This window comes from Nocardia sp. NPDC059229 (genome assembly GCF_042754165.1).
Lineage (GTDB): Bacteria > Actinomycetota > Actinomycetes > Mycobacteriales > Mycobacteriaceae > Nocardia.
In genome coordinates this window covers 41,875-66,614 of sequence record NZ_JBHZAK010000016.1, presented here as the reverse complement: position 1 = coordinate 66,614, position 24,740 = coordinate 41,875, and the positions used below count along the sequence as shown (strand labels likewise).

31 protein-coding genes and 4 pseudogenes are annotated in these 24,740 nt (G+C 66.2%); 13 read left to right on the top strand and 22 right to left on the bottom strand.

Annotated elements, in window-relative coordinates; all coding sequences use genetic code 11:
• Nucleotides 1–51 precede the first annotated feature (51 nt).
• Nucleotides 52–966, bottom strand: coding sequence for a LysR family transcriptional regulator (locus ACFXHE_RS31105; RefSeq protein WP_379387981.1), 915 nt, complete (start codon nucleotides 964–966; stop codon nucleotides 52–54).
• Nucleotides 967–1,121: 155 nt separating this feature from the next.
• On the opposite strand from ACFXHE_RS31105, the gene ACFXHE_RS31100 reads away from it, so the two are divergent.
• Entirely contained in the window at nucleotides 1,122–1,427 is a 306-nt protein-coding gene (locus ACFXHE_RS31100; RefSeq protein ID WP_379387980.1) for a muconolactone Delta-isomerase family protein, read from the top strand.
• 194 nt (nucleotides 1,428–1,621) lie between these two features.
• Here the strand turns inward: ACFXHE_RS31100 and ACFXHE_RS31095 are convergent, their stop codons facing one another.
• Nucleotides 1,622–3,112, bottom strand: a complete 1,491-nt coding sequence (locus tag ACFXHE_RS31095; RefSeq protein ID WP_379387979.1) for a biotin carboxylase — start codon at nucleotides 3,110–3,112, stop codon at nucleotides 1,622–1,624.
• A 241-nt stretch (nucleotides 3,113–3,353) separates the two neighbouring features.
• Complete coding sequence (locus ACFXHE_RS31090) at nucleotides 3,354–3,929, bottom strand: TetR family transcriptional regulator (protein ID WP_379387978.1); 576 nt, start codon at nucleotides 3,927–3,929, stop codon at nucleotides 3,354–3,356.
• A 112-nt stretch (nucleotides 3,930–4,041) separates the two neighbouring features.
• Between ACFXHE_RS31090 and ACFXHE_RS31085 the strand changes: the two genes are divergently transcribed.
• Entirely contained in the window at nucleotides 4,042–4,917 is an 876-nt protein-coding gene (locus tag ACFXHE_RS31085; RefSeq protein WP_379387977.1) for an SDR family oxidoreductase, read from the top strand.
• 176 nt (nucleotides 4,918–5,093) lie between these two features.
• On the opposite strand, the gene ACFXHE_RS31080 is transcribed toward ACFXHE_RS31085, so the two are convergent.
• On the bottom strand, nucleotides 5,094–5,900 hold the full coding sequence (locus ACFXHE_RS31080; RefSeq protein ID WP_379387976.1) for a hypothetical protein: 807 nt from the start codon (nucleotides 5,898–5,900) through the stop codon (nucleotides 5,094–5,096).
• A 450-nt stretch (nucleotides 5,901–6,350) separates the two neighbouring features.
• Nucleotides 6,351–6,995, bottom strand: coding sequence for a nitroreductase/quinone reductase family protein (locus ACFXHE_RS31075; protein ID WP_379387975.1), 645 nt, complete (start codon nucleotides 6,993–6,995; stop codon nucleotides 6,351–6,353).
• Nucleotides 6,996–7,021: 26 nt separating this feature from the next.
• Between ACFXHE_RS31075 and ACFXHE_RS31070 the strand changes: the two genes are divergently transcribed.
• The 5 genes from ACFXHE_RS31070 to ACFXHE_RS31050 all read left to right on the top strand — a co-directional run bounded on the left by ACFXHE_RS31070 (nucleotide 7,022) and on the right by ACFXHE_RS31050 (nucleotide 10,902).
• Nucleotides 7,022–7,597: a TetR/AcrR family transcriptional regulator gene (locus ACFXHE_RS31070; protein WP_379387974.1), complete on the top strand. Its 576-nt coding sequence runs from the start codon at nucleotides 7,022–7,024 to the stop codon at nucleotides 7,595–7,597.
• A 271-nt stretch (nucleotides 7,598–7,868) separates the two neighbouring features.
• On the top strand, nucleotides 7,869–8,024 hold the full coding sequence (locus ACFXHE_RS31065) for a DUF6131 family protein (protein WP_379387973.1): 156 nt from the start codon (nucleotides 7,869–7,871) through the stop codon (nucleotides 8,022–8,024).
• Nucleotides 8,025–8,084: 60 nt separating this feature from the next.
• Complete coding sequence (locus tag ACFXHE_RS31060) at nucleotides 8,085–9,521, top strand: CHAD domain-containing protein (protein WP_379387972.1); 1,437 nt, start codon at nucleotides 8,085–8,087, stop codon at nucleotides 9,519–9,521.
• A 102-nt stretch (nucleotides 9,522–9,623) separates the two neighbouring features.
• Nucleotides 9,624–10,019, top strand: coding sequence for a hypothetical protein (locus tag ACFXHE_RS31055; RefSeq protein WP_379387971.1), 396 nt, complete (start codon nucleotides 9,624–9,626; stop codon nucleotides 10,017–10,019).
• 331 nt (nucleotides 10,020–10,350) lie between these two features.
• Entirely contained in the window at nucleotides 10,351–10,902 is a 552-nt protein-coding gene (locus ACFXHE_RS31050) for a hemerythrin domain-containing protein (RefSeq protein ID WP_379387970.1), read from the top strand.
• Between the two features lie 33 nt (nucleotides 10,903–10,935).
• Here the strand turns inward: ACFXHE_RS31050 and ACFXHE_RS31045 are convergent, their stop codons facing one another.
• Both ACFXHE_RS31045 and ACFXHE_RS31040 read right to left on the bottom strand, forming a co-directional pair.
• A complete protein-coding gene (locus ACFXHE_RS31045) occupies nucleotides 10,936–11,157 on the bottom strand; it encodes a hypothetical protein (RefSeq protein ID WP_379387969.1) in 222 nt (73 codons plus the stop codon).
• Nucleotides 11,158–11,202: 45 nt separating this feature from the next.
• Nucleotides 11,203–11,331 (bottom strand): hypothetical protein, encoded by a 129-nt coding sequence (locus ACFXHE_RS31040; RefSeq protein WP_379387968.1) that lies wholly within the window; start codon nucleotides 11,329–11,331, stop codon nucleotides 11,203–11,205.
• Between the two features lie 307 nt (nucleotides 11,332–11,638).
• Here ACFXHE_RS31040 and ACFXHE_RS31035 point away from each other — a divergent pair, with 307 nt between their 5' ends.
• Nucleotides 11,639–11,977, top strand: a complete 339-nt coding sequence (locus tag ACFXHE_RS31035; RefSeq protein WP_379387967.1) for a hypothetical protein — start codon at nucleotides 11,639–11,641, stop codon at nucleotides 11,975–11,977.
• Between the two features lie 268 nt (nucleotides 11,978–12,245).
• On the opposite strand, the gene ACFXHE_RS31030 is transcribed toward ACFXHE_RS31035, so the two are convergent.
• The 4 genes from ACFXHE_RS31030 to ACFXHE_RS31015 form a co-directional block, all read right to left on the bottom strand.
• The gene (locus ACFXHE_RS31030) at nucleotides 12,246–12,680 is read right to left on the bottom strand and encodes an STAS domain-containing protein (RefSeq protein ID WP_379387966.1); all 435 of its coding nucleotides are present in this window, start codon (nucleotides 12,678–12,680) and stop codon (nucleotides 12,246–12,248) included.
• Nucleotides 12,681–12,988: 308 nt separating this feature from the next.
• Nucleotides 12,989–13,189 (bottom strand): hypothetical protein, encoded by a 201-nt coding sequence (locus ACFXHE_RS31025; protein WP_379387965.1) that lies wholly within the window; start codon nucleotides 13,187–13,189, stop codon nucleotides 12,989–12,991.
• A gap of 169 nt (nucleotides 13,190–13,358) precedes the next feature.
• The gene (locus ACFXHE_RS31020; RefSeq protein WP_379387964.1) at nucleotides 13,359–13,529 is read right to left on the bottom strand and encodes a hypothetical protein; all 171 of its coding nucleotides are present in this window, start codon (nucleotides 13,527–13,529) and stop codon (nucleotides 13,359–13,361) included.
• Nucleotides 13,530–13,615: 86 nt separating this feature from the next.
• Nucleotides 13,616–14,065 carry an SPW repeat protein gene (locus ACFXHE_RS31015; RefSeq protein WP_379387963.1) on the bottom strand — a complete coding sequence of 150 codons (450 nt, stop codon included), beginning with the start codon at nucleotides 14,063–14,065 and terminating at the stop codon, nucleotides 13,616–13,618.
• 118 nt (nucleotides 14,066–14,183) lie between these two features.
• On the opposite strand from ACFXHE_RS31015, the gene ACFXHE_RS31010 reads away from it, so the two are divergent.
• The 3 genes from ACFXHE_RS31010 (at nucleotide 14,184) to ACFXHE_RS31000 (ending at nucleotide 16,401) form a co-directional block, all read left to right on the top strand.
• On the top strand, nucleotides 14,184–14,642 hold the full coding sequence (locus tag ACFXHE_RS31010; protein WP_379387962.1) for a MarR family winged helix-turn-helix transcriptional regulator: 459 nt from the start codon (nucleotides 14,184–14,186) through the stop codon (nucleotides 14,640–14,642).
• A gap of 61 nt (nucleotides 14,643–14,703) precedes the next feature.
• Entirely contained in the window at nucleotides 14,704–14,832 is a 129-nt protein-coding gene (locus ACFXHE_RS31005; protein ID WP_379387961.1) for a hypothetical protein, read from the top strand.
• Nucleotides 14,833–15,534: 702 nt separating this feature from the next.
• Complete coding sequence (locus tag ACFXHE_RS31000) at nucleotides 15,535–16,401, top strand: lysophospholipid acyltransferase family protein (protein WP_379387960.1); 867 nt, start codon at nucleotides 15,535–15,537, stop codon at nucleotides 16,399–16,401.
• A gap of 49 nt (nucleotides 16,402–16,450) precedes the next feature.
• On the opposite strand, the gene ACFXHE_RS30995 is transcribed toward ACFXHE_RS31000, so the two are convergent.
• The 9 genes and pseudogenes from ACFXHE_RS30995 to ACFXHE_RS30955 form a co-directional block, all read right to left on the bottom strand.
• Nucleotides 16,451–16,651, bottom strand: coding sequence for a CDGSH iron-sulfur domain-containing protein (locus tag ACFXHE_RS30995; protein ID WP_379387959.1), 201 nt, complete (start codon nucleotides 16,649–16,651; stop codon nucleotides 16,451–16,453).
• Nucleotides 16,629–17,285: a HemK2/MTQ2 family protein methyltransferase gene (locus ACFXHE_RS30990; protein ID WP_379387958.1), complete on the bottom strand. Its 657-nt coding sequence runs from the start codon at nucleotides 17,283–17,285 to the stop codon at nucleotides 16,629–16,631. The genes ACFXHE_RS30995 and ACFXHE_RS30990 overlap by 23 nt, the downstream gene beginning before the upstream one ends.
• Entirely contained in the window at nucleotides 17,286–18,350 is a 1,065-nt protein-coding gene (locus ACFXHE_RS30985; protein ID WP_379387957.1) for an iron-containing redox enzyme family protein, read from the bottom strand.
• 780 nt (nucleotides 18,351–19,130) lie between these two features.
• Nucleotides 19,131–19,325 (bottom strand): annotated as a pseudogene (locus ACFXHE_RS30980) (hypothetical protein); the annotation flags it as partial.
• 102 nt (nucleotides 19,326–19,427) lie between these two features.
• Nucleotides 19,428–19,994 (bottom strand): type 1 glutamine amidotransferase domain-containing protein, encoded by a 567-nt coding sequence (locus tag ACFXHE_RS30975; RefSeq protein WP_379387956.1) that lies wholly within the window; start codon nucleotides 19,992–19,994, stop codon nucleotides 19,428–19,430.
• A 493-nt stretch (nucleotides 19,995–20,487) separates the two neighbouring features.
• On the bottom strand, nucleotides 20,488–20,688 hold the full coding sequence (locus tag ACFXHE_RS30970; RefSeq protein WP_379387955.1) for a hypothetical protein: 201 nt from the start codon (nucleotides 20,686–20,688) through the stop codon (nucleotides 20,488–20,490).
• A complete protein-coding gene (locus ACFXHE_RS30965) occupies nucleotides 20,654–20,809 on the bottom strand; it encodes a hypothetical protein (RefSeq protein WP_379387954.1) in 156 nt (51 codons plus the stop codon). Before ACFXHE_RS30965 ends, ACFXHE_RS30970 begins: the two co-directional genes overlap by 35 nt.
• 6 nt (nucleotides 20,810–20,815) lie before the next feature.
• On the bottom strand, nucleotides 20,816–21,061 hold the full coding sequence (locus ACFXHE_RS30960) for a CsbD family protein (RefSeq protein WP_379387953.1): 246 nt from the start codon (nucleotides 21,059–21,061) through the stop codon (nucleotides 20,816–20,818).
• Nucleotides 21,062–21,391: 330 nt separating this feature from the next.
• Nucleotides 21,392–21,784, bottom strand: a pseudogene (locus ACFXHE_RS30955) (thiamine pyrophosphate-dependent enzyme); the annotation flags it as partial.
• 85 nt (nucleotides 21,785–21,869) lie between these two features.
• Between ACFXHE_RS30955 and ACFXHE_RS30950 the strand changes: the two are divergent.
• Together ACFXHE_RS30950 and ACFXHE_RS30945 are read left to right on the top strand one after the other, a co-directional pair.
• Nucleotides 21,870–22,058: pseudogene (locus ACFXHE_RS30950) on the top strand (hypothetical protein); the annotation flags it as partial.
• Nucleotides 22,055–23,164 (top strand): enolase C-terminal domain-like protein, encoded by a 1,110-nt coding sequence (locus ACFXHE_RS30945; protein WP_379387952.1) that lies wholly within the window; start codon nucleotides 22,055–22,057, stop codon nucleotides 23,162–23,164. The pseudogene ACFXHE_RS30950 and the gene ACFXHE_RS30945, both read left to right, overlap by 4 nt.
• Here the strand turns inward: ACFXHE_RS30945 and ACFXHE_RS30940 are convergent.
• Both ACFXHE_RS30940 and ACFXHE_RS30935 read right to left on the bottom strand, forming a co-directional pair.
• Nucleotides 23,138–23,519, bottom strand: a pseudogene (locus ACFXHE_RS30940) (short-chain dehydrogenase); the annotation flags it as partial. The gene ACFXHE_RS30945 and the pseudogene ACFXHE_RS30940 sit on opposite strands and share 27 nt — an antisense overlap.
• A gap of 482 nt (nucleotides 23,520–24,001) precedes the next feature.
• Nucleotides 24,002–24,433 carry an ATP-binding protein gene (locus tag ACFXHE_RS30935; protein WP_379387951.1) on the bottom strand — a complete coding sequence of 144 codons (432 nt, stop codon included), beginning with the start codon at nucleotides 24,431–24,433 and terminating at the stop codon, nucleotides 24,002–24,004.
• Nucleotides 24,434–24,740 lie beyond the last annotated feature (307 nt).

Below are 24,740 nucleotides of genomic sequence, written 5' to 3'. Positions count from 1 at the left end.
TCCTTCGACGTGGAAGCCGCAAGCTCGCAGCCGAGGTCGCGGACTCGACGGCTATTGCCGGTGCGGATCGTCAGCGGGGAGCCAGGAATCCGGGCTATGGAGACCGAGGTCGCCGACGTCGTCGCAGAGCGCGTCCACCACGGCCAGCACGGCCGAGCGGACCTCGCCAGAACGCCACACCAGCGACCATGTCCAGTAGATCTGCGGCGCGACGATCGGCCGACGCACAAGTCCGGGCGGCAACTGCTCGGTCTGTCCCTTGGGAGAGTTGACAATCGGGCGCGGGCCACGGCGGACGTGGTCATGGAACGCCGGGCCGGTAATGCCTCCGTCACCGATGTGGACCGTGCGCGCGCCAGTGTCGCGGGCCAGCTCTTCGGCGTAGTTGTTCCATGACGACCACGACGTGACATCGTCGTCGAGAAGGATGTCGGTATCCCTGGCCTCGACCTCGCCGACGGCATCGTCACGGCCGACCGCGTGCAGACGGTCAGCACCCAGGAGCCGGGCCCGCAGCCCCAGTCGCCGCAGGTCTGCAGTCGAGACCCAGCACACCGCGAGGTCCAGACTGCCGTCCGCGACGCGAGCCGCCTGAGCGTGCGAGGGCGCGACCCACGCGTCGACGTGGACCTGAGCGGCGCCCGAAGTCCGCGCCGTCAGGTCGGCGGGTAGCCAATTGACGTATCCGAGGCGGACCGTTTCCGACCCGGCCAAGCGGCGAGCATGCCCTCGTAGTTCGTCGGCTCGGGACAGCAGGGTACGGGTAGCGGGGAGCAGTGCCGCACCTGCTGTGGTGAGGGACACCGATCGCCGGTCGCGCTCGAACAGCACGACACCGAGGTCGCGCTCCAATGCCTTGATCTGCTGGGACAGCGAGGGGCCGGCGATCAGCAGCCGGGCGGCTGCCCGCGCGAAGTTCAGCTCTTCGGCTACCGCTACGAAGTATCTGAGTTGACGCAGCTCCACGCCGATCATGCTAGGCCGGGTAAGAGGCTACGCCTATCACAGAGGAGGAACTCGGTCGTGGCGCCACCACGATCATCCCGGCAACGATGAGATCCGAAAGAACCTATCGGCGTTGCGGTTTCGGCCGGATACCCGATCGAGAATGGAGCGAGACCATGCCAGAGTTCCTGGTCGAGATCACCACCACTATCCCCGAAGGCAGCGGTCAGGACGAGGTGGACCGTCGGCGGGCGGCCGAGGCCCGGCGAGCGCGAGAACTGGCGGCGAGCGGCAACCTGGCGCGACTGTGGCGACCGGTCGGCGAGTTGCGCAGCATCGGAATCTGGCGTGCGCGCAACGAAGTCGAGCTACAGGAGGAGGTCCTCAGCACATTGCCGCTGCGCCCCTGGATGACCATCGGGATCACCCCGCTCGAATCGCACCCCAATGACCCGGGCCGCGAAGACGGTGCGCTGCAATGACATCCACCGTGGTGGAGTCGCGGTACTGCTTCAGTGTGGACCGGGTGACCACATCGGGCACGGTATGGTCCTCGAGTCCCGAGATGAGCAGCGGCGGACCACGATCCGTATTGCCGGTGTCTGCCACACCACCGGCCTGCCCGGCAGTCCCCGCTCGATGCCGGGTTCGCCGAGCAGCTCGTGCAGCCCCCTGCTCACGCTCGTGCAACGAGCCGCGAGACGATCGGCGTGGCCGCCTGACCCGGCGCCAGCGGTGTTGAGGCGAACTCCGCCTTGATGCCTTCGACCCAGCGCCGGGCGCGCTCGGTGAGCTGGTAATCGTTGGTCTGCAGGTGCCCGCGGGTGACGAGCACGCCGAGTTGGGCGCCCTTGCAGCGTAAGTCGCCCGGCGCCGCGACACGCATGTAGAAGGCCTCGGACTCGTCGATCAGCGAGTCCCAGTCGTTGCCACAGCGCGCAAAGGAGATGCGCCCGTCGTCGTCGAGGTGCCACACACCTGTGCGTGGGGTCGCGGTCAAGAGCTCGAGATCCGGCGAGGTCTCCGTGATCATCAGCTGACCCCAGACCTCGTCCTCGCCATAGCCCCGCTCCCAGCGCGAGTTGATCTCCTCGACGTCGAGCTCGTACTCCACGTCCATGTACTCGAGCAGGTGGAAGAGGAACAGCGGCATGTCGGCATAGGCTTCGGTGGTCAGGTTCGTCATCGTGCTCACGCCGCTCAGGCGCGGGTTCACCTCGCCGAGGTAGAACTCGTCCGAGTCCAGGTCGTGCAAGAGGTCCACCTCGAAGTAGCCGCAGTATCCCTCGTGGCTGAGGACGTCGCCCAGCTTTCGCACCATCTCTCGCACGGCGTGCGTCTGTCCAGGCGGCAGCACCCCGCGCCAGATGTCATTGCCGCACCAGCCGCCTTTGTACGGAGTCAGCTCCGGGTAGCCGACGAGACTCGTCATCGCGGTGCCGACCACGGTGCCGTGACGGGTCACGGCGCCCTCGAGGCACACCTCGACATTGCGGATGCGCTTCATGACTTTGACTTCCTGATCGACCAGGTCACCGCCGTACTGGTCCCAGTCGCGCTGACCGCGCAGAAAGAACGTCTCCGTGCCGGCGTCGCCATAGGCGGCCTCGACGACGAGGTCATCTCCCAGCCCAGCGCTCTGCGCGAGCGCAAGCAGTTCGTCGTAGGAGCCGACCCATCCGATCACGTTGGGCACGCTCGGCACGCCCGCCTTCTCGGCCAGGCGTGTCATGACGATCTTGGAGCCCAGGCGATGGCGCAGCGCCGCCGACGGGTGCATGACCTCGAGCCCGGCCTTGTGCGCGAGGGCCTGCGTCTCCTCGTCGAGCATCACGAAGCAGGCCTTGCCACCGGGTCCTCGGTGCGCGATGCGCTCGAGTGTCTCGGGGTCGTACAGGAGGTGGTTGCACACGTCCTCAATGCCCCCGAAATCCCGGCGGTCGCGCCGCCGGGGCACGAACACGCGCGGATGCGCGCCCTCGAAAGAGTCAAAGTACGTCAGGTAGAAGAAGTTCCGTACCCAGCGGTCGATACCTAATAGGTTGAACGGAGTCGGCGAGATGAAGTACAGCGGTACGGCGTTGGTGTGAAAGAACGCGCGTACGTCCGAGATGCCCTTCAGCAGGCGGCGCGACTCGGGCTCACACCCGTCGGCGTGCACGATCACGCCGGCCGCGGTGAGGTCGACGCCTGGGCCCGGCACAGGGACCGCGGCGGGGGCAGAGGCGCTGCGGTGAGCGCGACGGTGGTGGGCTCACAGACCTCCATGCCACAAGTGTGCACCTGCCCATGGGGCGTGTGGAAGCGTTGAGTGCCCCAGTACTTCGAGTACAGGAAATCTGATGTGTTTGCATCAGATTCGACGACTGGGCAAATGATGTGTTCGCACAAGCCACCCGCTGAAATGTCTATTGGACCGCCGTCCCGGTGGCGACCGCCTCGAGTTCGGCCAGCGTGTCGCGAATGAACTCGACCAAGCTGCGGTCCGGCGGGGATTCGGCCCAGGTGGTGTAGGCGATCTTGAAGACCGCGATGCCGGCCTCGGCGGTGAGGCCGGCGGTGGGCTCGGGGACGCCGCGCAGGCGTAGTGCCTGGGCGCTGCTTGCCGCGAGCGCGGCGAGCTTGGTCAGTTCCCGTTCCTGCAGTGCGGGGTTCGCGGCGATCACGGACTGGCGCTGTTGGGCGAAGTCCCGGCGTTGCCCGATCAGTTCGGCCACGGCCTCCAGGCCCGCCCCCATCGCCGCGATCGGTGACGCTGAATCATCCGCCTCGGCAATGGCGTTCGTGATGATGTCGTGGAGGATCTGCTGGTTGCCGAACAGCACCTCACGCTTGTCGGTGAAGTGCCGGAAAAATGTGCGCTCGGTGAGCCCGGCTCGCTCGGCGATGTCGGCGACGGTGGTCTGATCGAAGCCGCGCTCCAGATACAGCTCCATCGCCGCCCGGCTGAGACGGCCCGGCGCGTTCGGTTCCCAACGACCCATTCCGTGATTCTAAGACAGTGACGTCAGCAACTGACGTCGAAGTGATGACAGATGCTGACATCAGGACTACTCTGATGACAGATGCTGACATCACAAGTCGAGAGGTCTTCTCATGCGTCTATTCGTCACCGGAGCTTCCGGTTTCATTGGTTCCCGCGTCGTTCCCGAACTCATCGACGCAGGTCACGAGGTTGTCGGCCTGGCCAGGTCGGACGCCTCGGCCGCGGCCTTGACCGCGGCGGGCGCGCAGGTGCGCCGCGGCGATCTCCTCGATCCGGATGGTTTGCGTGCGGCCGCCGACGAGGCCGATGGGGTGGTTCACCTGGCTTTCCTCCACGACTTCTCCCAGTTCGAGGAGAATCAGCGCATCGATCGCCGGGTGGTCGACCTGTTCGGCGACGTTCTCGCGGGTTCCGATCGGCCGCTGGTGATCGCCTCCGGACTGGTCTCGTTCGACACCGGTCAGCCCGGTGTGGCCGATGATCCGATGATCCGGCGGGCCACTGCCGCCGCGACGGTCCGGCTCGCCGAACGCGGCATTCGGTCGGTGGTGCTGGGCCTGCCGCCGACGGTGCACGGTGCGGGCGACCGCGGATTCATCCGCCGAATCGTCGAGATCGCGAGGGAGAAGGGCGTGTCCGGCTATCTCGGGGACGGCGCGCACGCCTGGTCGGCCGTGCACCGGGACGACGCCGCGCGGCTGTTTCGACTGGCGGTGGACAAGGCGGAAGCCGGAACGGTGTTGCACGCGGTCGCCGATCCGGGCGTGGCGACCCGCGATATCGCCGAGGCCGTCGGCCGCCAGCTCGGTGTGCCGACCACCTCGATCGACCCCGCCGACGCGGTCAGCCACTTCGGTTGGCTGGGCATGATGTGGAGCATGCCGGTGACCGGCGACGGCCGACCCGCCGCAAACACGCTGGGCTGGACACCGACCGGCCCTACGCTGCTCGCAGACTTGGCCGAGCGCCACTACTTCCAGGACTGATTAGGGCCGCACTGGCGCGGTGCGGTCACCCGCTATTCCGGTGATCGGATAGCGGGTGGCGGTACCGGCTTGCGAGTCGGGCGTGGTTGCCCTGTCGCAACAGGCTCGGCTCCTCGTCGATCCAGCGTTGGATCGTCGACCCGTGCCGCGCGGTTGAGCAGTGTGCCACCGTCATGTCAGGACCGCGGAGGTCTCGCCGGACGCCGCGCCCGCCATCGAGAATTGATGTAGCGCTTCGACTCGTGCGAGTCCGGGGTACCGGTGGCAGGGGCCGGTGGAATCAGGCTCGCGACTCCGCTGGCGTCGTCGGTCTGGATCATTCCGGCCCGCAAGGCCAGCTCGAGCAGCAGCCTGTCGCCGGTCTTGAGCCGAAGGCCCCATCGCAGCGCCGTGGCGAGGATCAGCAAGTCGTTGAAGGAGTTTCGGCGATGCTGCTTGAGGTTGATCCTGGCGCGCAGGACCTCCTGCAGCAGATCGACCGCAATGGTGATCTCACTCATCGTCAACGGCAGTGGCGCCACCTCGACGTCGCTGAGGAACCGAGCCCGAACCCCGACGATCCGCCCGATATTGCGGTCGATCGCGACCGAAGCCATGCCCTCGATCAGTCCGAACGCCCGCGCATTCTGCACATTCGCCACCGCCTGATGCGACTTCTCCAGGTAGGCGGCGAAACCATGGCCTGCGAGACTGGCCGGAAAGTTGATCAGCAACTTGTCGGTGCGGGCCATCCCCGCCTGACCCTTGAGTATTCGGCCCCGGTACAGCTCGACGAGGTGATTGATATCGGGCAGACCCCACAGATGGTCCCTCGCGAGGCTGGGCAGCAGATATCGGTACCCCCAGCCCTGCAGCGCCTGCATGCTGTAGAGCTCCTGCAGGGTCGTCGTGCTCGCATAGTAAGCACCCGGTTCGGGCGCCTCACACGATCCGTTGTGCCACAGGGACAAGAAGTTCGTATCCAGCAGCACTCCGTCAACCACGTGAGGTCTTCTCTCGCCGAAACCAGGCTCGAACACGGTGGTACCGCGACCCGCCTCGATAAAACCTGGACTACTTGATACGTCCGAACCACTCGTACCGCAAGGCTATTCGGTCTGACCGATCCTAAATCTGGAAGCGCACGCGGATACCTGGTATCGCACGCTTCGAGGCGAGCCCGCTGTCAACTGCCGCCACCGGCAACACTTCTCGCTCGGTCACCACGCTCACGACCGCCCGCGTGTCATCGCCAGGATTATCTTGCCCGCTGACGGCAAGCCTGTCAGCTCCAACACGTCGGAAATGCTTTGGGCACAACCACACTCGGACCCGTGGCGGCGAGCACGCGACGCCGCCTGCGCTCCACTATCGCAATGGAAAAACGTTGGGGCGCCCTCGATACGACTACCTCACGACCACATGCATGGGCAATTACCTTGGGCTGCAGCACTTCATGTCAGCGCACGGCCCGCGCCCTGAACCGAGCCCGGAGGTGCGTCCAAGTCGATCCGGATGACGAGCAGGTCGGCGCCCAGCGCGCGGACCATGATCGCGTTGAGAATCCGCAGTGGTCGCCAACGAGCCAGTCGCCGTTGCCTTTCCAGCGGATCTTCGTCCGGAAGGACGGTCGCCCGGCCGGTGCGCCAGACGAAGCGCCAGCCCTGCCGGAGTTTCACCCGGACAGTGGGTTCGGCCATGAGATTGCGGACGTATCCGGCCCGGTACCCGTGTTCGGCGATGATCCAGAAGACGTCGCCGGCCGATCCGTTGCCCACCGGTGTTCGGTATCGCCGTCCGGTTCGCCGCCCCGCCGTCTCCACGAGCGCATAGCCGAAGGGCACGAAGCCGATCCGGAACAACAGGCGCACAACGGGATTGAGCAGATAGCGCTGGAAGGCCGCCGCCACGGCGCGTTTCCGGCTCGGCCACGCGATGGTGAGCGGAATGTTGGCGAGCAGAAGCGCCGACTCCACCGAGGGAACCAGCGGTGACGCAGAGGCCGTGGGGTCGACCTTCCAGGTGATCCATACCAGGGCGGCCAGGGCCACGGAACCGGTGATCACGGTGCGCGAGCGGGCTTTTCGAAGTATTTCCATACATTCGTATTGTTCCATACGAGTGTATGGTTGTCGATGTGCGCAAATACGGATCGACCAGCTCGGAGCAGCTCGCCGACGCGGTGTTCGCCATCGCGGGATCGAGGGGGCTCGACGCCGCGAGCATCCGTGAGATCGCCGCCGCGGCAGAGGTTTCCATCGGCGCCGTTCAGCACCACTTCACCACCAAGGACGAGCTCTACGCCTTCGCCTTCGAACAGCTCACCGCCCGGGTACGCGCCCGCATGAGCGCCATCGACCCGCAGGCTCCCCTCACCGACCGGTTGATCGCGGCACTGTCCCAACTGCTTCCGCTCGACGACGAACGCGAGCACGAGGCCCGGGTGATGGTCTCCTTCGCGGCGCGCGCGGCCACCAACGAAACCCTCGCCAACATCCAACACCGCACACTGGCCGACATTCGCCGGGAACTCGAGGCCCAGCTGGCCGCCGCGAACATCCCCGACCCTTCGACGCGATCCGCGATACTGCTCGCCACGGTCGACGGCCTCGCACTCGACGCGGTCAGCAGCCGCGGGCTCTACCCGCGCGGCGAACTAGCCGCCGCGCTGTCGCTACACGTACGGTCGCTCATCTCATAGATGGACGCCCAGATCGAACGCCACTCGTAGCGACATTGCGAAGGCTGGGGACGTTGGACGATTCGGTGCGCTGATTGAACCGCCGCCGTGAGGGTATGCGCGTCATGACGGCCGAAGCATCACATCGGGTTGAGCCATCGTGGCTTTGTTCTTCCTGTGGCCGTGGTTGGGTGCGCGCAGTGACGCGTGTCGGCATTGCGCGCATGACCGGTATCAGCACCGGAGGGCTTCTCGGGCCCTTCGAGCACAGCAGCGAAACCAGGTAGTAGCCATGATCATTCTCGGAATCATCCTTCTCATCGTCGGGTTCATATTCGGCATTCCGATCCTCTGGACCATCGGGATCGTGGTGGTCGTCATCGGGCTCGTGTTACTGCTGATGGGGTCGATGGGCCGCGCTGTCGGCGGCCGTCGCCATTACTATTGACCCCTGAATCGCTCGCTTTTGCCCTGTTTGACGTGTGGTTTGCAGGGAATACGCCAACGCATGAAGGACGTACTCGAACGTGAGAGCAAATGGGCGGTCGACCGGGACTTCACTCTTCCAAGGCTCGACGACCTCGTCGCGAATAGCCGCATCGAGGAGATCCCGGTCGAGCTGACCAGTACCTATTTCGACACCGCCGAGCGAGACCTGCTCGCCCACGACCTGACGTTGCGTCGCCGTGAGGGAGACGACGAATCCGGCTGGCAGCTGAAGATCCCCCAATCTTCCGGTCGCGTCGAAGTAACCACCCAGCTGTCGGACGAGCTGCCGCACGAACTCGCCGAGGTCGTCAACGGCGCAGCACTGGGTAGGCCTTTACACGAGGTCGCCAGGGTTCATACCTTGCGTCGCCGTCACCGCGTCCTCGGTTCGGACGGCGAACTGATCGTCGAGATCGATGACGACACTGTGGACTCGACCGCAGCCGACCGGCCTGCTGAACTGATTGCCTGGCGTGAGATCGAGGTCGAACTCGGCCCTCATACCGACATAGTCCCGGCGGTATTGCGGGACCGGCTCACCGAGGCAGGCGCCCGCGAGTCGAGCTACCGCTCCAAGCTGTCTCATGTACTGCCGGAGCGATCCGGACCGGCCGTCACCAGTTCGCGCGCGGAACAAGCCATGCACGAATACATGACCACACAGATCGACCTGATCTTCGTCGGTGACGTCGGGCTACGCCGAGGCGAGGAACCAATCCACGACACCCGTGTCGCGACGCGGCGACTGCGCAGCACGCTACGCGTGTTCGGCAAGCTGCTGGACCGCCGCGCCATCGGCGAGATCGACAACGAGCTGAAATGGTACGCAGCGCTGCTCGGCGACATACGCGATTGCCACGTCCAACGCCGACGCCTCGCCGATGAGCTCAACGCCCTACCGCCCGAACTCATCTTGGGTCCTGTCGCTGCGCGGATCGACGCGAGGCTGCTGGCTCGGCTGTTGCCGAGCCGCAATGCTCTCGCCGAGGCAATGAACTCGCCCCGCTACCTGCGACTGCTCGCGACCCTGCAGACATGGAAATCACAGCCGCCGTTCGGGCGACGGATCCGGCGGCGCCAACTCGTGAAGCGGGCCCGCCGGGCCGCGGGCAAAGCCGACCGCCGGTTGGTGACCGCATTGCACAACCACCGGCACGAATCGCTGCACCGCGCGCGTAAAGCCGCCAAACGCGCACGCTATGCCGCCGAATTGCACAAACCCGTTCGAAAGCCCGCGCATGCAAAGTCGAATATCAAGCACTACAAGAAGATTCAGCGCCTGCTCGGCGACTACAACGACAGCGTCGTCTCGACCGAATTCCTGTGGCGAACCGCTACAGCAGCGGGCACGGCAGGCGGCGAGAACGGCTTCACCTACGGCCTGCTCTATGCGAACGAGACGCAAGCCGCTGAGCACGCGGTCCAGAGTGTCGCGGCAGTTGCCACAGGCAAATAGATACAGGTCCCGGGGAAAGCGAGCTCCTATCGCTTATTTTCCCAGCTCGGGGGTAGTCGAATGGCGTAAGGATTTCCGGGGGAGAGTGCGAGGAGTCGAAAGATGAGCACCACCATTGTCATCGTGATCATCGTCGTCGCGGTTGTGGTCATTGCGCTTGTGGCCTGGGTGTTGATGCGCCAACGGCGCGAACACCAGCGGGTCGAAGCCAAGGACATCCGAGACCGCGCGGCGAAACAGGAGCTCGAGGTCGGTCAGCGGGAGGCGCGGGCGGAGGAGATCGCTGCCCGCAGTCGCGCGGCACAGGCCGAAGCTGAGGCCAAGGCGGCACAGGCCGAGCAGCTTGCCCAGCAGGCCGGTGTGCACCGCAGCGAGGCAGCGGATTCGCGAACCGAACTGGACAAGGAGTGGGAGCGCGCGGATAAGGTCGATCCGGACTCGAAGTCAGGTGATAAGCAGCAGAAGGCTGATCCAGAACAGCCGTCGCACAGCCCCTGACATTGATCCCGAGGTTTCTCCGACCCGGACCGAGTATTCCGCACTGCGATGTCCCGGCGCGCGCAGCGTCGCGGTGGATTCGACCTGCGCGCCGGACTGATCGCAGAACGCCCAAAGCCGCTGGGCGGCACGGTGATACCGGTGGATCCCGTGCCGACCTCGACCGCGGCGATCTCTCCAGCCCGCAACAGGGTTCTGCTCGATCCGACGCATGCGGGAATAGCGCGCAACCGACGGGGTATCGCCGAGCTGTGATGCCCTGCCGGGTGTCAGGTTTCTACGCAACATCAGCTCGAATCAAGTGATTGCAGGCAAGCGGGAAGGAATAGCCATGGCCGAGCAAGATGTGGTCGATCTGCTGACCGCACAACACGAACAGATCTCGACCCTGCTCGAACAACTTCGTTCGGATCGGGAGGACCGGCAGGAACTGTTCACCGAGCTGGTCCGATTGCTCGCGGTACACGAGAGCGCCGAGGAAGAAGTGGTGCATCCCGTGGCGAAGCGCGCCATGTTCGGCGCCGAGGAAATGGTCGATGCCCGCGTGGAGGAGGAGAATCACGCCAAACGGGCGCTCGCGGAACTCTACGACCTGGGAGTCGACCACCCGGACTTCACGTCCAAACTCGCCGATTTCAGCGATGCGGTGGCGCAGCACGCGGCGCACGAGGAGGCGGAGGAGTTCGTCCTGCTGCGTCGCCAGTACTCGGTGAACGAGCTCGAACATCTGGCGGGTTCGGTGCGCGCTGCTGAAGCGGTGGCCCCCACCCGGCCGCATCCGCACGCCGGATCCTCCCCGGCGGCCAACCTGATCGCCGGACCGCCGCTGGCGGTATTCGACCGGATGCGAGACGCGGTGCGCGACTGGCGATCACAGAATTAGCAGGCGCAAAAGCTGACCTGAGGCGAAATATCGTCATTTCCCGGCCGCGCGCACGAGCCTAATCACCGACCGGTCCACCGTATCTCGCTGTTCATCTGTATCGCTGCCCTGGCGGCCGGAGGCAGTGCGGTCGCCGGCGAGCCGGACGTGCTCGCGCAGCAAGGTGGCCACGCCGTAGCTGCCATTGTCGGGTGTGCACTCTGTGCGGCCGACCCGGCACACACCCGAATCGAGCGGTGTCAGTTCGACCGCCAACACCCGTTTTCCGGTCGCGCGCCGCTGCCCCAGATCGCTGCTCAGTCACGCGCGCAAACTCGGCAGTCCGGTGGCCAGCTCGAGCAGCCTGTCGACCTTCCACGTGGGCGGAATCGCCAGCGCCCGAATATGATCCACTGTGTGGTCACCGGTCACCGGCACGTTGGCGGACATGGTTCAGGACAAGCCGCGACCGCGTCGTCGGCGCGAGACGCCGGGACCGCAAATATCGCTGCGCCGGATCGCCCGCGCATTCCATGGAGGACGAGGAGTTCCGGAGGGAGCGCGGCCCATGGTGTTTCGGCCGCGACGTTTCTACGTTCTGTTACCCACGACCGGGCCGAGTCGGCCGCCGTGAAGTTCGAACTCTCGAGAACGCGACAGTCGACCTCTTCGAAGATTCGAACGACGGTGGGCGGGTAGTGCTGAAACGTGAGTTGCACTGCAAATCGCGGAGGCGGTGCGAACGAGGAGGTACGTCATGGCGGCCCAGCCGGAATCATCGACGTTCATCGGGCCGACACAATTACCTCGATCCGGGCACTGGAAAGCGCCCCACGCCAGACATGGCCTCATCAGCAGCGGCACCGTCGACAGACTCGGCGAACAGGCTGCGGCGGTGAATGAGCAATCTGGCGAAAAAATCGCCGGCAGATGGGAATTCAGCGAACCGGCTGCAGTATGGCCCGACCCGAGTCCGCTCGACGAGTGGTGGAAGACCGTGATGTTGGGCTGCGATCGTGCGAGGGCTGCGGTGCCACCATCTGCCAGCGGAACCAGCGCGGTGAAATCACCGGATCGAGGAGGCCGTGGTCGGTGATCCGACAACCTATGAGCACCATGGACTCTCGACTCCGCGCTTGCGGCTGACGTTTCACCACCGGCCGGTGCGGACTACGGCGACGGGATGCGTTCGTGGACGGTGAGAAGGGTATCGGGGGGCGTGTTGCGTGGCATCGACGCGCTCGTCGGTGAGGTGGATGGTGCCGACCGAGGAAAGCGATCCCGTTTCGCGTAGCCCTGCGTGTGGCTGTGCCCGAGCCCGGAGCGGGGTCGGGCACAGTCACTTACCGTCTTGGGTGATCCGATCAGGGCAGCGTGCGCGCAGGTGTCAGGGCTCGTGGCCCCGGTGTGCAGGCGGCGGCGATCGTGTGGGTGATTGCCAGGTCGGTGGCCTGGCCGCAGACCTCGAACAGCCGGTCCACGCACCGCGGTCCGGTTACCACCCGCAGGCGCGTGTGGTGGCGCCGGGCGGCGTCGGCGGCGTCGAGGACGGCCAACAGCCCGGAGATGCTGAGGAAGGTGAGCCGTGACAGGTCCACCACCACCAGCTGGCCGCTGGTATCGATGGCCTCGGTGAGGTGTTCGCGGAATGCTCCGACGGTGCAGTAGTCGATCTCGCCGGTGGCGGTCAGGACCGTCGTCGACGGCGACGGCCTGCTGTGGGTGATGCCCAGCTGTGTGGGCGGGCCGCAACGCTGGGCTGGTGTGGATCCGGCTGCGACCATGAAGGAACTCGACATCAGGATCAGATCCCTTGTCCAGATATGTGACAACCCGGGAAATGGGGTTCTGCCACACTGTTTGTCGCCTATACCGCGACCGTGGCACAGACTGGGCTGGTGGGTGTCAACCGTGTATACAGAATACCCGCTACGCCAGCGAGACAAACCCGTTACCTTCCGCACGGGCACGTATATCATTGCGATCCGCGGTGATCGTCCGTCTGGCTCAGGGGCGGGATCTGCGGGTCCTATGAATGACACACCGGGCCGGAGGGAATCGGGCCACCCGGAGCCCCGACACCCTCGACTACTTGCCGTGCGCGCGGTCAGCGCCGGCCGTGGCTGTAGTGTCCGCCTTTCGCTTTCGCTTCGAGCGGTTGAGCCTGGGCGCCCTTGCGGCCGGCTGTGCGCGGGTCGGCCGCGTTGGGCTCACCGAAGCTGCCGCTGCTGGCCTTGCCGCCCTTGCGCGCCTGCTCCCGGGTGTCGGGCCGGTTGCCGAATTGACCCGGATTGTTCGAATCGGGCATGAGGAAACCCCCTTCGGGGTCTGTGTGCAGGATGCAGGCGATCCTGCGCCGCCCACAAGGTCGGCGTACCCCCGCCGTCGGTCGATAATCACCGGCACGTTGCCACACGGATGGATATCCGTGGCGTGCTGACGGTTAGGCGGGTACGGCGGTGTCGCCAGGTAAACAGCTACGCGGCGCGCTGATGCAGGCCGGCGTGGACGTGCTCGGCGATCAGGGCGGCGATGCGGTCGGGTGCCTCCAGCATGGGGACGTGTCCGGCGCCGTGCACCAGGATGCGGTCGGCCGAGTCGGGCAGTTCGCGCAGGAAACGCTGAGTGTAGGCGCGGTTGGGTGTCACCCGGTCGTGTTCGCAGTCCGCGTGAGTGTGAGGTGCGAGCCGAACCCGGTGACAGTCCGGCTCGCACTATGGAAAGCGGTTCGCGCTCAACGGGTCTGGCGCATGCCGAGCGCCATCGAGCCGAGCCCGAGCACCAGGGCGACCACACCGGCCACCACGTTGCTCCAGATCGTCGCAGTATGGGCGACATCGCCGCTGACCACCCAGGGGGCGATGATCATCCATAGGCCGATCAGCGGAGCGGTCCAGCCGATGCCGTGGATCCGCCCGTACATCGAGGCGAACCCCAGCGCCAACACCGCCAAGCCGATCCCGACGATCAGGTTGTTCACGGTCAAAGTCGGGAACCGGGTAAATCCGACAACCCACGCGGAGATCGCGATGTAGAGCCCAGTCAAGAACATCAGGCCGGTGACCGCTTGGGCGGCCGGTTCCATCGCGGCGAGTTCGTACTTCTCATGCTTGGCCCGCAACTCCACGATGTCGGGATGCAGGCTCATGCTGCCCATGGCCTCAGTAGCCATCTCTTCCACCACCCTTCGGACGCCCTAATGAAGGCACTTCGTACCGGACGGCTGAGATCGGCCACGACGGGACGCGGAACCGATCCGTATCACCGCCGGTCTATATGTCACTCTGTGATATTATCACCTCATGACATATGAGTCGATGTCGCCTCCCGAACCTCTCACCGACCAGGAGTACTCGAGACTGCTGGCTTTCCGTGCCGGACTGCGCCGGTTCCTGCACTGGAGTGAGCGGCGGGCCGCCGACGTCGGACTCACCGGCGCTCAACACCAACTGCTGCTGGCGATCCGGGGTCATCTCGAGCCGAGCGGGCCCAGCGTCGGCGAAATCGCGGAATATTTGAGCGCCCGCCACCACAGCGTGGTCCAACTGATCGATCGCACCGAGCAACTCGGGCTCGTCGCCCGCAATCGGGAAGAGGGCAAGGACCGCCGTGTCGTCCGCCTCACCCTGACCGAGGCCGGCCAGCAAACCCTCGCCCTGCTCAGCGCCACACACCTGGAAGAACTCCGGCGACTGACCCCCCTCGTCGACACACTGACCGACCTGGCCCGTGGGGTCCCTTCGGCCGAAGGGTCACAGTAGGCGAAGGCCTCGAGCGTGCTGGTCCGACACCGGCGCCACCGGATACCAGATCGCGGACTGGATGCGCGAGAACCGGCGCCCGGACCTGGGCCACATCGACCACCGCCGCATCATGGCCACCCTGCCCATAGCCGACCAGACCATCGCCGACGCCCTGTGGACGCGCTCACAGCCTGGCGGACAAAGGTGAACAACCCTGTCCCCCACCATACTCGGCTGTCCTCGCCCCGCGACCTTCAACTCGAGTCGCCCGGTCTCCGTCGACGATGCCGCAGGAGCGGGCGTCGGTCTGCGATATCTCGAGCCTCACCTCGGGCGCGGCCTGCTGGAGCGCGGGTGCACGGCCGGTGCTGGTGCGGGTAGGTGTGGATTCCGAAATTCCTTGGACCACAGGGCTTTCCGCTCACCTGGCACCGGTGGGACGAACCCGGGGTCGACCCGGTCGAGAGCGTCGAAGCAGTCACCCACGCCGGTGGGCGCGGCTGGACCGAGATACGATCGAACCGGTCGTCCCGTTTTGTGCTCCACACTCCACGATTGCAGTTCCCAGAACGAATCGAACGGTGGTTCACCTCATGCGTATCGGGAAACTCGCCGCGGCCGTCGGACGCTCGCAGCCACTGTTCGGCACGGTTGGCCGCTCGTTCATAGGGCCGCGAGAAGCCACCGCCGAGCAGATCAGCTCTGTCCACGCGACATCGGCCAACCTCGGATTCCAGCCACGCCCGGCCATGGTGCCGGGACTCGACGACTCCGTAGGGGACGCAGAGCCACGTCCGTCATCGATCCTCGATGGATCGACGCGGCATGGACGAAACTTCTCGCCGGAATCAGGAATATGTGGCGTAGCCGCAGTGGGTCGGCCTGATGAGGTCGACTTCGAGGCGCGGCCGTGACCCTCGGCGATCTGGTGAGAGGCAATCTCACTGCGGGCATTCGCGGCACGGTCGATTTCGCGCGTCGCCGTCTCACCGGGGACTACCGGCTCGACGAGTTCGGCCTCGACGAGCACCTGCTGGAGTCGCTGATCCTGCCGGCCCTGCGGCCGCTGTCGCAGTTGTGGTTCCGGGTGCAGGTCAGCGGCATCGAGAATCTCCCCGAGTTCGACGGCGCGCTGATCGTGGCCAACCATGCGGGCGTGCTGCCGCTGGACGCGCTGATGCTGCAGGTGGCCGTGCACGATCGCCATCCCAAGCAGCGGGCGCTTCGCCTGCTGGCCGCCGACCTCGTCTTCGAGCTGCCGATCCTGGGCGAGCTGGCACGCAAGGCCGGTCACACGCTGGCCTGCCCCACCGACGCCGAGCGGCTGTTGCGCACCGGCGAGCTGGCGGGCGTGTTCCCCGAGGGCTTCAAGGGCGTCGGCAAGCCCTACAGCGAGCGGTACAAACTGCAGCGGTTCGGGCGCGGCGGCTTCGCCTCGGTGGCCCTCAAGACCGGTGTGCCGCTCATCCCGTGCTCGATCGTCGGCTCGGAGGAGATCTATCCGAAACTGGCCGACCTCACGCCGCTGGCCCGGCTGCTCGGGCTGCCGTACTTCCCGGTGACGCCACTGTTCCCCCACCTGGGCGTGCTGGGCGCCATCCCGCTGCCGTCGAAGTGGTACATCGAGTTCGGTGAGCCCATCTCCACCGGCGTGTACGGCCCCGAGGCCGCTGACGATCCGATGACGATGTTCGAGGTCACCGATCAGACCCGCGAAACGATCCAACAGACGCTGTACAAGCGGCTGATCGAGCGTCGCAACCCGTTCACGGGCTAGCGGTGGTCCCCGGCCCGTGAGGTCCACCTCGCGATCGTCGGTGACGTGGTCAGTGGCGGCGTCTGCGATGGCTCGTGTCGCACAGCGGGTAGATCGCCGAGCGGCGGCACAGGCACAGTGCCACCACGCATCGGTGGCAGATGATCGTGCGGCCCTGCTCGGTCACCAGTTGCACCGGTCCCTCGACCAGCATGGGCCCGTCGGCGGTGTAAGTGATTGTGCGTCGGCTATTTTCGGGTTCGATCGGCACGGATGACCACCAGTTCCTCGTGACTCTGGCCGGGGCCCAACAGTCCGCGATCGACCAGCCATCGGGCGCGCCGGCGCAATACGGGGCCGAACGGGACACTCGCCCTGGCCACTGTCGCGGCCTTCAACCCCACCTCACGCAGGCCGATGAGGGTGTCGTCGACGCCGCACAATGCGGAATGAACCATCAGCAATGTTCCAGTCGTGGAAAGCAATTCGGGTGCGAGCCGGCACAGGGAGTCGACGGCCGCCCGGCCGTCTACCCCGGCGTCCCAGCATCGCGCCGCACCCCGCGGCGGACCGCTGTCCGCGCATGGCACATACGGTGGATTGGATATCACCACCTCAAAGCGCCGGCCGCGCAACACCGAACGGAAGTCGCCGTGGATCAACTCGACCTCGAGCCCCCGCAGCCGGCTGTTCATCCACGCACAGGCCAACGCGGCCCGCGAGATGTCCACGGCAGTGACCGACCCGGCCTGGAGCCGGGCCGCTTCGATCGCCAGTACGCCGGTTCCGGTACCGACATCGAGAACACGACCGTGCGGCGGAATGCCCGCATCGGTCATCGCGGCGATGAGCAGGTGTGTATCGGCCTGTGGCCGATACACACCAGCGGCGCGAATCACCAGCACCTACCGTGAATAGCCACGAATTCGCTTCTTACTCGCAAGGCAAGCCATCGAATTGTCCTCCTTCGCGCCGAGAGTTTCCGGGCCGAGCAATGACCCACGGTCGTCACGCCAGCAGCTCAGCACGTGATCGGCGAAACGGTCCTCGAGCAAATTCGTAGCGCGGATTCCGAACACAATCGAGGCACGCGTGTCCGGTTCGCGTGCGAGCAGATCTCCGATCACCTCGCGTCGCATGAGCTGTTCGTGGACCGCATCCGCCTCGACATGTTCGCGATAGAACGCGATACACGCCGGATCTGCCCCGAGCCTGTCCAAAGCTTCGACCATGTGGCGCGACGCCGGCGAGGACGTGATCTCCACGGCCGCGAAATGACCGACACCCGCACCCCGCAGGCCGCGATGCAGACAGAACAGCGACATCATGTTCACGATCGTGAGCATCGGCGCCGGCACGACATCCAGGTAGTACAGATACGACGGATCGAGGCCCGCCCCCTTCAGCAGATCCGCATACAGCCGCTGATGAATCCTCTCAGCGCGGCCACCGCCGAATTCGTCGAACTCCACCGCCACGAGCGCCGCCTTGGCCCGACCGCGCAACCGCGGAATCAACCACGCGTACGGATCGGCCTCCTGATGGTGCAGGATCGAGCGGTGCACGAAATACTCGCGCACCTGCCAGGGCTCGCCCTGGTCCCGCAGAAAGGCTGCGACGCCGGACTCCTCATCGGGAACGATCAACAGTTCCGCGAGTTCGGTCTCCACATCATCGCCGGCAACGGTCTCTGCGCGCAGCGCCTCGAGAAAACGGCGTTCCAGCTCCGCCCGTGCACTCAACAGGCCCGGATCCCATTCCCAACCCGCATCCACACCGTCAAAACCCTGATAGTGCAGGCCATAGCACGTATGCAGCGCCACCTGCAGGTCGCGGCCAAAAGGATCAGCGGGCGCCGATGCTGCCGGAATCAGCGAGCCGGCGGGCTTTCCGAGCGCGTCGATCACCGCAGCCGACAGTTCGCCGCACGGTGGCGGGAGGATTCTTCTTGTAGTGGTCTCGGTCGGCATGATCAACTCCTCCGAACGAAAACGGGGTCGCCACCAACATCGGCGGAGATACCCCGCGAGGTGTGGACCTGCGTATTCGGGAGATCGTTTGGCCTGCCGGGATGTTGCTCGGCAATGCGCGAGAATCGACGGCACCGGGCAGAGATGGGTCGCCTGATGCCCGACAAACCGTGAGCAGCTACCAGCGGTACCAGCGCCCACGGCCGCCGGAGGAATCAGCGGTGCAGAAAACGAACCCCAATCCCCAGCCAACCAGCACGGCGATGGCTACCCACCACAGGACCTTCACCAGGAATCCCAGTCCAGCGAACACGAGGGCGAGCAGCAGAACGAGAAATAATAATAACCACGTTCATCCACCTCCTGCCTGCCGTTTACCCGCATGCATGATTCCCTAACGAGCACGCGCTCGACATCCGGGCCAACCCTGCCGAAAGCGGGCGTGTCGCGACTCGGCCGCTGTCCTCACCATCGAGGTGCCATCGTCGTTGACGGTGCCCTCACGCGTTTCACCCCTACTGCCCTGTGCGCAGTGTCATGAGGTCGGTAAAGGGCAACGAGCAGCCGTGGCGTATCGGGTGGTCAGGTCGTAGCCGAGCCGAGCGGCGCCGACCCGTCGTCGCCGTCCTCGTCGGCGGCTCGATCCTCGGCGTCCTGGGCGCACTGCTCGCCATCCCACCGCCGCGAGCCTGCTCCTGCTGGTCCGGGAATTGCGCTACCCCAGGCTGGACCACCCCACGGCCCCGGATTCCGCCGACCATCCCCGGTAGTCGGAGCTGGTCACGGCCGGTCCTGTCGCGGCGCGCCTCCGTCGCGGTCGAGTTCGGCCCATTCCCGTTGCAGAGCAGGGTGATTGGATGTCTCCAGCAGTAGCCCGTGCACGAAGGCCTGGGGCAGATTGCCGCGCAGCCGGCGCTGGGTGACGTCGGCCGCCGCGACCGCCATCGCGAAACCGCACAGCAGAAACGCGCCCTCGTTGCTGGCCGACTGGAACCCGGTTGCCGACCACCGCCTGACCACCCGGGTAGCCGGACAGATCGACGGCCCGACCCGGCGGCACCGGCTCATCGCGCAGCGTCACGACGTCCGGACGCTCAACTCCGCGGCGATGGCATCGACGAAATCGGGTAGATCGTCAGGATTGCGTGAGGTGATGAGCGTCCAGCCGTCGCCATCGCTCCGGACGACCGGCTCGTCGACCCAGGCCGCGCCGGCATTGATCAGATCGGTGCGCAACGACGGATACGACGTCACCGTCCTATCCGCCACCACCGCGGCCTCGACCAGCAGCCACGGACCATGGCATATCGCGGCAATCGGACGGCCGGCCGCAACTACGGATCGGACCAGTTCCCTTGCCCCGAAGTCGGTTCGGAGTTTGTCGGCATTGACCGTGCCACCCGGAATGACCAATACGTCGAACGCGCCGGGATCCACATCGGTGAGGGCGGCGTCCGGCCGCAGCGTTTCGGACGGAATGAGATCGTGACGGTAGGTGTACACATCGATCGCTTCCACCGCGGCGTGGGTCACGTGCGCGCCGCGGGCACGCAGTCGATCCCTGGGTACCGCTATCTCGTCGCGCTCCACCCCCGTATTGGCGGTAATGATCAGGACGCGGACGCCTTCGAGTTCTGCTGACACAGGACTTCTCCTCTCGCCTCATCGCCTCGCCCGACTCCTTCGAGCCGGGCGATTGCCACCTCATGCAATCTGTCGAGCACACGGGTGACAATCGCGTGCGCTTCGTTCCGGGCCGACGGCGGCGCGGAGGATGGCGTCCGCGAATTCGAGCCGTGACAACGATTGCCGTGCAACGGCATCGGTGACTGCGATGTGCGGATACGTCATAACTCCCTTCGTCCGCGATGGGCCGCCGGAAGTAGTGCACTGCCAGACCATCTGGTCTGGATATCCGTCGGTTACCCCACGGAACCGGCATCAACCAGCATCCGGTGTTACGTCGCGTTCCTCCGAGCCCGCCATTGGCGTCAGAGTTCGAGGGTGCTTTGTGCCCATAAGATGCGCGGTCCAACAGCGGATGCTCCCGCTGATCCACTCACACCACCCGAAATCCCCTGGCCTTTTCCATTGCAGGCCAGGGGATTTCGATATGGATACCGCAAGACGCGGCGCGCTAGGCGGTGCTGCTCTGCCGACGCCATTCGTGGATGGCGTCACGGATCCGGCCGAACACCGCCAGGGGCGGGCCGATCAGCAGATTCGCGGCCAGGGAGACACCCACCTCCGGATGGGGGCGGGTGGGCGCGAGGGCCTCGACGAAGCGCACCACGGTCGCGAGCTCAACTCGCTCGGCGTGGGACACCTGCAGTTGCATCACCGAAGGCCTGCTGCCGGGCCGGGCCCATCGTGAGGTGGACCTGTTGCAGCAGGGCTTTGATCTGGCCGTGCTGTGCCAGCGGCAGGTCGATCACGTCCTGATCGTTCGGATCGGCCACCACCCATCACCGATTCTGCTGCGCCCGCTGACGCGCTTCTTGAGCCTGGGCCTGGGCACGGTCCTTCTCGGCCTGCGCCTCCCGCTTGGCGGCGTCGCGCTGGGCTCGAGCCTTGTCCTGCTGAGCGCGACCCTCCTCACGCAGCCCCTCGTCGCCGAAAACCTTGCCCGCAGCCTCCTTGGCCGCACCCTTGACACCCTCGACCACGCCTTCGACGCCTTCCCGGGCTCCGCTCTTCTCGTGCTCGGACATGGGATATACCTCCGTATGTCGGATTGCAGGGACATTCGGGACCTACCCGATGGTTCCGAGCCGAAACGGGCTGTCGGCCACCTTGTTTCGAGACCGGGAGACCGGGCAACCGATGAGCAGGGGTGACCGAACCGAGAAGGTGTTCTCGATGACCCGATACGCAATCCGCACCACACCGTCCGCAAATACCTCGAGCAGGACACGAAGGTGACGCCGACGGCGAATCCGGACACCGTCGACGCATCCATCGCGGCCATGTGCCGGGCCCCAGCGCAATCCGGACACCCCGATCCGGGATGCGGACCTGACCGGCATTCTCGTGCCGAAGAAACGGTCGGGGCAGGCGAACTTGGCGCCGATCGCGTACGGCACCCCCGGCCCCATGGTCGCCAGTGTGCCCGACAGCGACCCACGCATGCGGCCGCTGAAGCGCAGGCAGCGCGCGTACCAGTTCGCCGCCGAGCCCGAATCGGAGGTGATGATGGCGTTCTCGGGCAGGCGCTGCGACAGCTCCCAGGCCACCCGCATCGGGTTGACCGGCTCGGCATCGAGCATGGACTGGTGCTCGATCGTCTGCCACCAGCGGGCGACACTCTCTTGAATGTCGATCGTCCAGGCCCGGTCCGGATTCGGCGCGAGCATCGGAATCAGTTCGGCCAGTGTGGCTTTGGCATCGCCGACCAGGTTGACCTCCGTCGGATAACGCATGCCGATCATGGCGCCTCCCGTCCCTGTTGCCGGATCACTGCGAACAGCGCCCGAGTACCCCCGCACCCGCACCCCAATCGGCAGGTGATTACCCGGGCGTCACTACGAGGTCTCTGTCGCCTGCGCGGAGGACGCGCTGCTGCCCGCGTTGCGGGCATGTTCACCGGAAACCGCTATCGTGGCGGATGGGTTCAGCTGCCGTACCCAGATCCGCCACCTCCTTCCCGAGGCGCGCCCCCACCATGCGGCCGAGCTGCTCGCTGCCGCGATTCGAGGCGAATCCCTGTGAGTACCCCGCTCATCGACGACATCACCGTCGAGACCTATCGATTCCCCACTCCGCAGACCGAGGCCGACGGGACATTGGCCTGGGACGCGACCACCGCCGTCGTCGTGTCGATTCGCGCCGGGCACGAACGCGGGCTGGGCTGGACCTACAGCTCCCCCGCGGCCGCGACGGTCGTCGCCGATCACCTCGCGTCGTTGCTGCACGAGACGTCGCCCGACGATGTCACCGACACCTGGCTGCGGCTGCGGCGCGCCTGCCGCAACTTCGGCACGCCTGGAGTCGTGGGGCATGCGCTCAGTGCGGTGGACATCGCCCTCTGGGATCTCAAGGCCCGCCTGATGCAGGCGCCCCTGGAGTCGCTGTTCGGCTCCGTGCGCCGGGCGACCGCGGTCTACGGCTCGGGCGGCTTCGTCAATCTCACCGATGACAAGCTCACCGAGCAGGTCCTCGGCTGGGAGACCGCGGGCTGCACCGCCGTGAAGATCAAGATCGGGGTCGACGCCGAACGTGATGTCGAACGAATCACCCTGGTGCACAAGCTCCTCGGCGACAGGACCGCCATCATGGTCGATGCCAATGGCGCGTACACGCCCGGTGAGGCCTGCCGGGTCGGCGCGGAACTCGATCGGCTCGGCGTCGTGTGGTTCGAGGAACCCGTCACCAGCGACGACCTCGCCGGGCTGCGCACGGTCCGCGACGCCGTCCGCTGCGACGTCGCGGCGGGGGAATACATCTACAGCGAGTACGACGCCGCACGCCTGATCGATGTCGTCGACTGCCTGCAACTCGACGTGACCCGCTGCGGCGGCTACACCGGATTCCTGCGCGGCGCCGCCGTGGCCGCGGCCAATCACCGCGACATCTCGGCGCACTGCGCTCCAGCCTTGCATGCGGGCATCGCCGCCGCGGTGCCGCGACTGCGGCACATCGAGTGGTTCGTCGATCACGCCCGGCTGGAACCGCTCCTGGTGACCGGGGCACCGCGGGTCGTGGACGGCAGGATCGCGCCGCGCGGGCAGGACGCCGAGCCGTACGGGCACGGCATGCGCCTCTCGGAATACGCTGCGCCGTATCGGATTTCAACCCCGGCCGAATCCGCCGAGTGACAACACCCGCCGGGTGAGCCACGACTGCGGGCTGCGCCGGTGCGCCCGACCGTCGAATTCGCCGTGCGCGCCGTAGTCGTGGCTGTCGGCCTCGTCCAGCGGTGTCCAGAGATTGTTGTCCGCCCGCCCCGGCGCGGGCGCGTCGGTCTGCTGGCTGTCGAAGCCGGTGCGGGCGAGGTACCGGTCCAGCAGCGCCGGGGCCAGCCGTTGCGCGAGCACGGTGCCGACGGTGCTCGCACCCACCCAAATACTGTTTGTGCCGTGGATGTCCGGCCGCGAAGGCGATCGCGCGCGCCACCACCTCGGGCTGGTAGATCGGCGGCACGGGCTGGGGCGTGCGCGGCAGCCGCGACAGATGGCGATCGCGGTGGGGCCGGTGGCCCGCCTTCCTCGCCGCAGTCCTGCTCGCGCTGCGCCGGGCACACCCCATCGAGATTCATATGAACGGTGGCAGGCAACGGGTATGGATCCTGTTCATCGGCAACGGCCCCGATCGGCCGCGGCGTGCCGTCCCCGCCTTTCGTGACCGCCTCGACGCCGGGTTGCTCGATATCCGTTGGCTCCGAGCCGATCGGCCCTGTTCTCGCGCCCGGGCTCCAACGGGTGCACACCCCACGACACGGATCCACCGATCCCGGCCAAGGGCCGCGCGGTGGCGAACCGCGCGACCCGAATGCCACGGCCCGGTCAACGCGGGACCGGGGATACCGGACCGTGGCGGTCCGTGATCAGGCCGGGACGGCGTGGGTGGCGCGCCGCCAGATCCGATGCCGGGCAAGCAGTTCCGCGGGCGGGTTCGGCCCGTCGGTTCCCGATGGCTGTGTCCTTGTTCCTGGGCTACTCCCGGCCCGTGTCTCCGCGGCACCGGACGAGCTCGACGACGACCGGGTATCCGCACCGCACCGTGTCGAAGTCCGCACTGCTCACCGCGATCGAATCGGTCAGTTTCTCCACGAGGTGCCAGCCGAAGCTGTGTTCGATCAGTCCGCCATCGCTGCTGGTCACCGCCGCCGCACGGACCCGCATCCGGTGCTCGTCGAACAGGAAGTCGCACTCGATCCAGGCGCCCGGCACGGCTGCCGCGATCAACGCGGTGGCCACTTCGTCCAGCGCCACGCGCACATCGGTCACCACATCGATTGTGAAATCGGCTGTGAGCATGATGGTTTCGGTGAGCGCGCGCATCATGGCCAGCTGTCCGGCGTCGGCCGGGAGCCGCACCGCCACCTCGCCGGACAGCGACACCGGGACCGCACCGTCGGTGAACACGCGCGCCCTCCCGTCGTTCGACAGATCGGAATACACGGTCGCCGGCCAGTACCTGCCGCCGATCCCAGCATCCTGAGGGGTCCCACTCATCAGTCACCACCCCAATCCCGATCTGCGATCGTTCGCTCTTGGTCGTTGATCGCGTACCCCGTGCGGTGGCCTGGAAACAGCCGGGACTCAGCTCATGGTTGGTCGGCATCACCGGACCGCCGGGGCGGCCACTCCCGACCGTTTCACCGTCCGCTTCGCGGGTATCACAACATCTTCACCTCCGCGAAGCCGCACCTCCCCTGACCGAAAGGCCCAG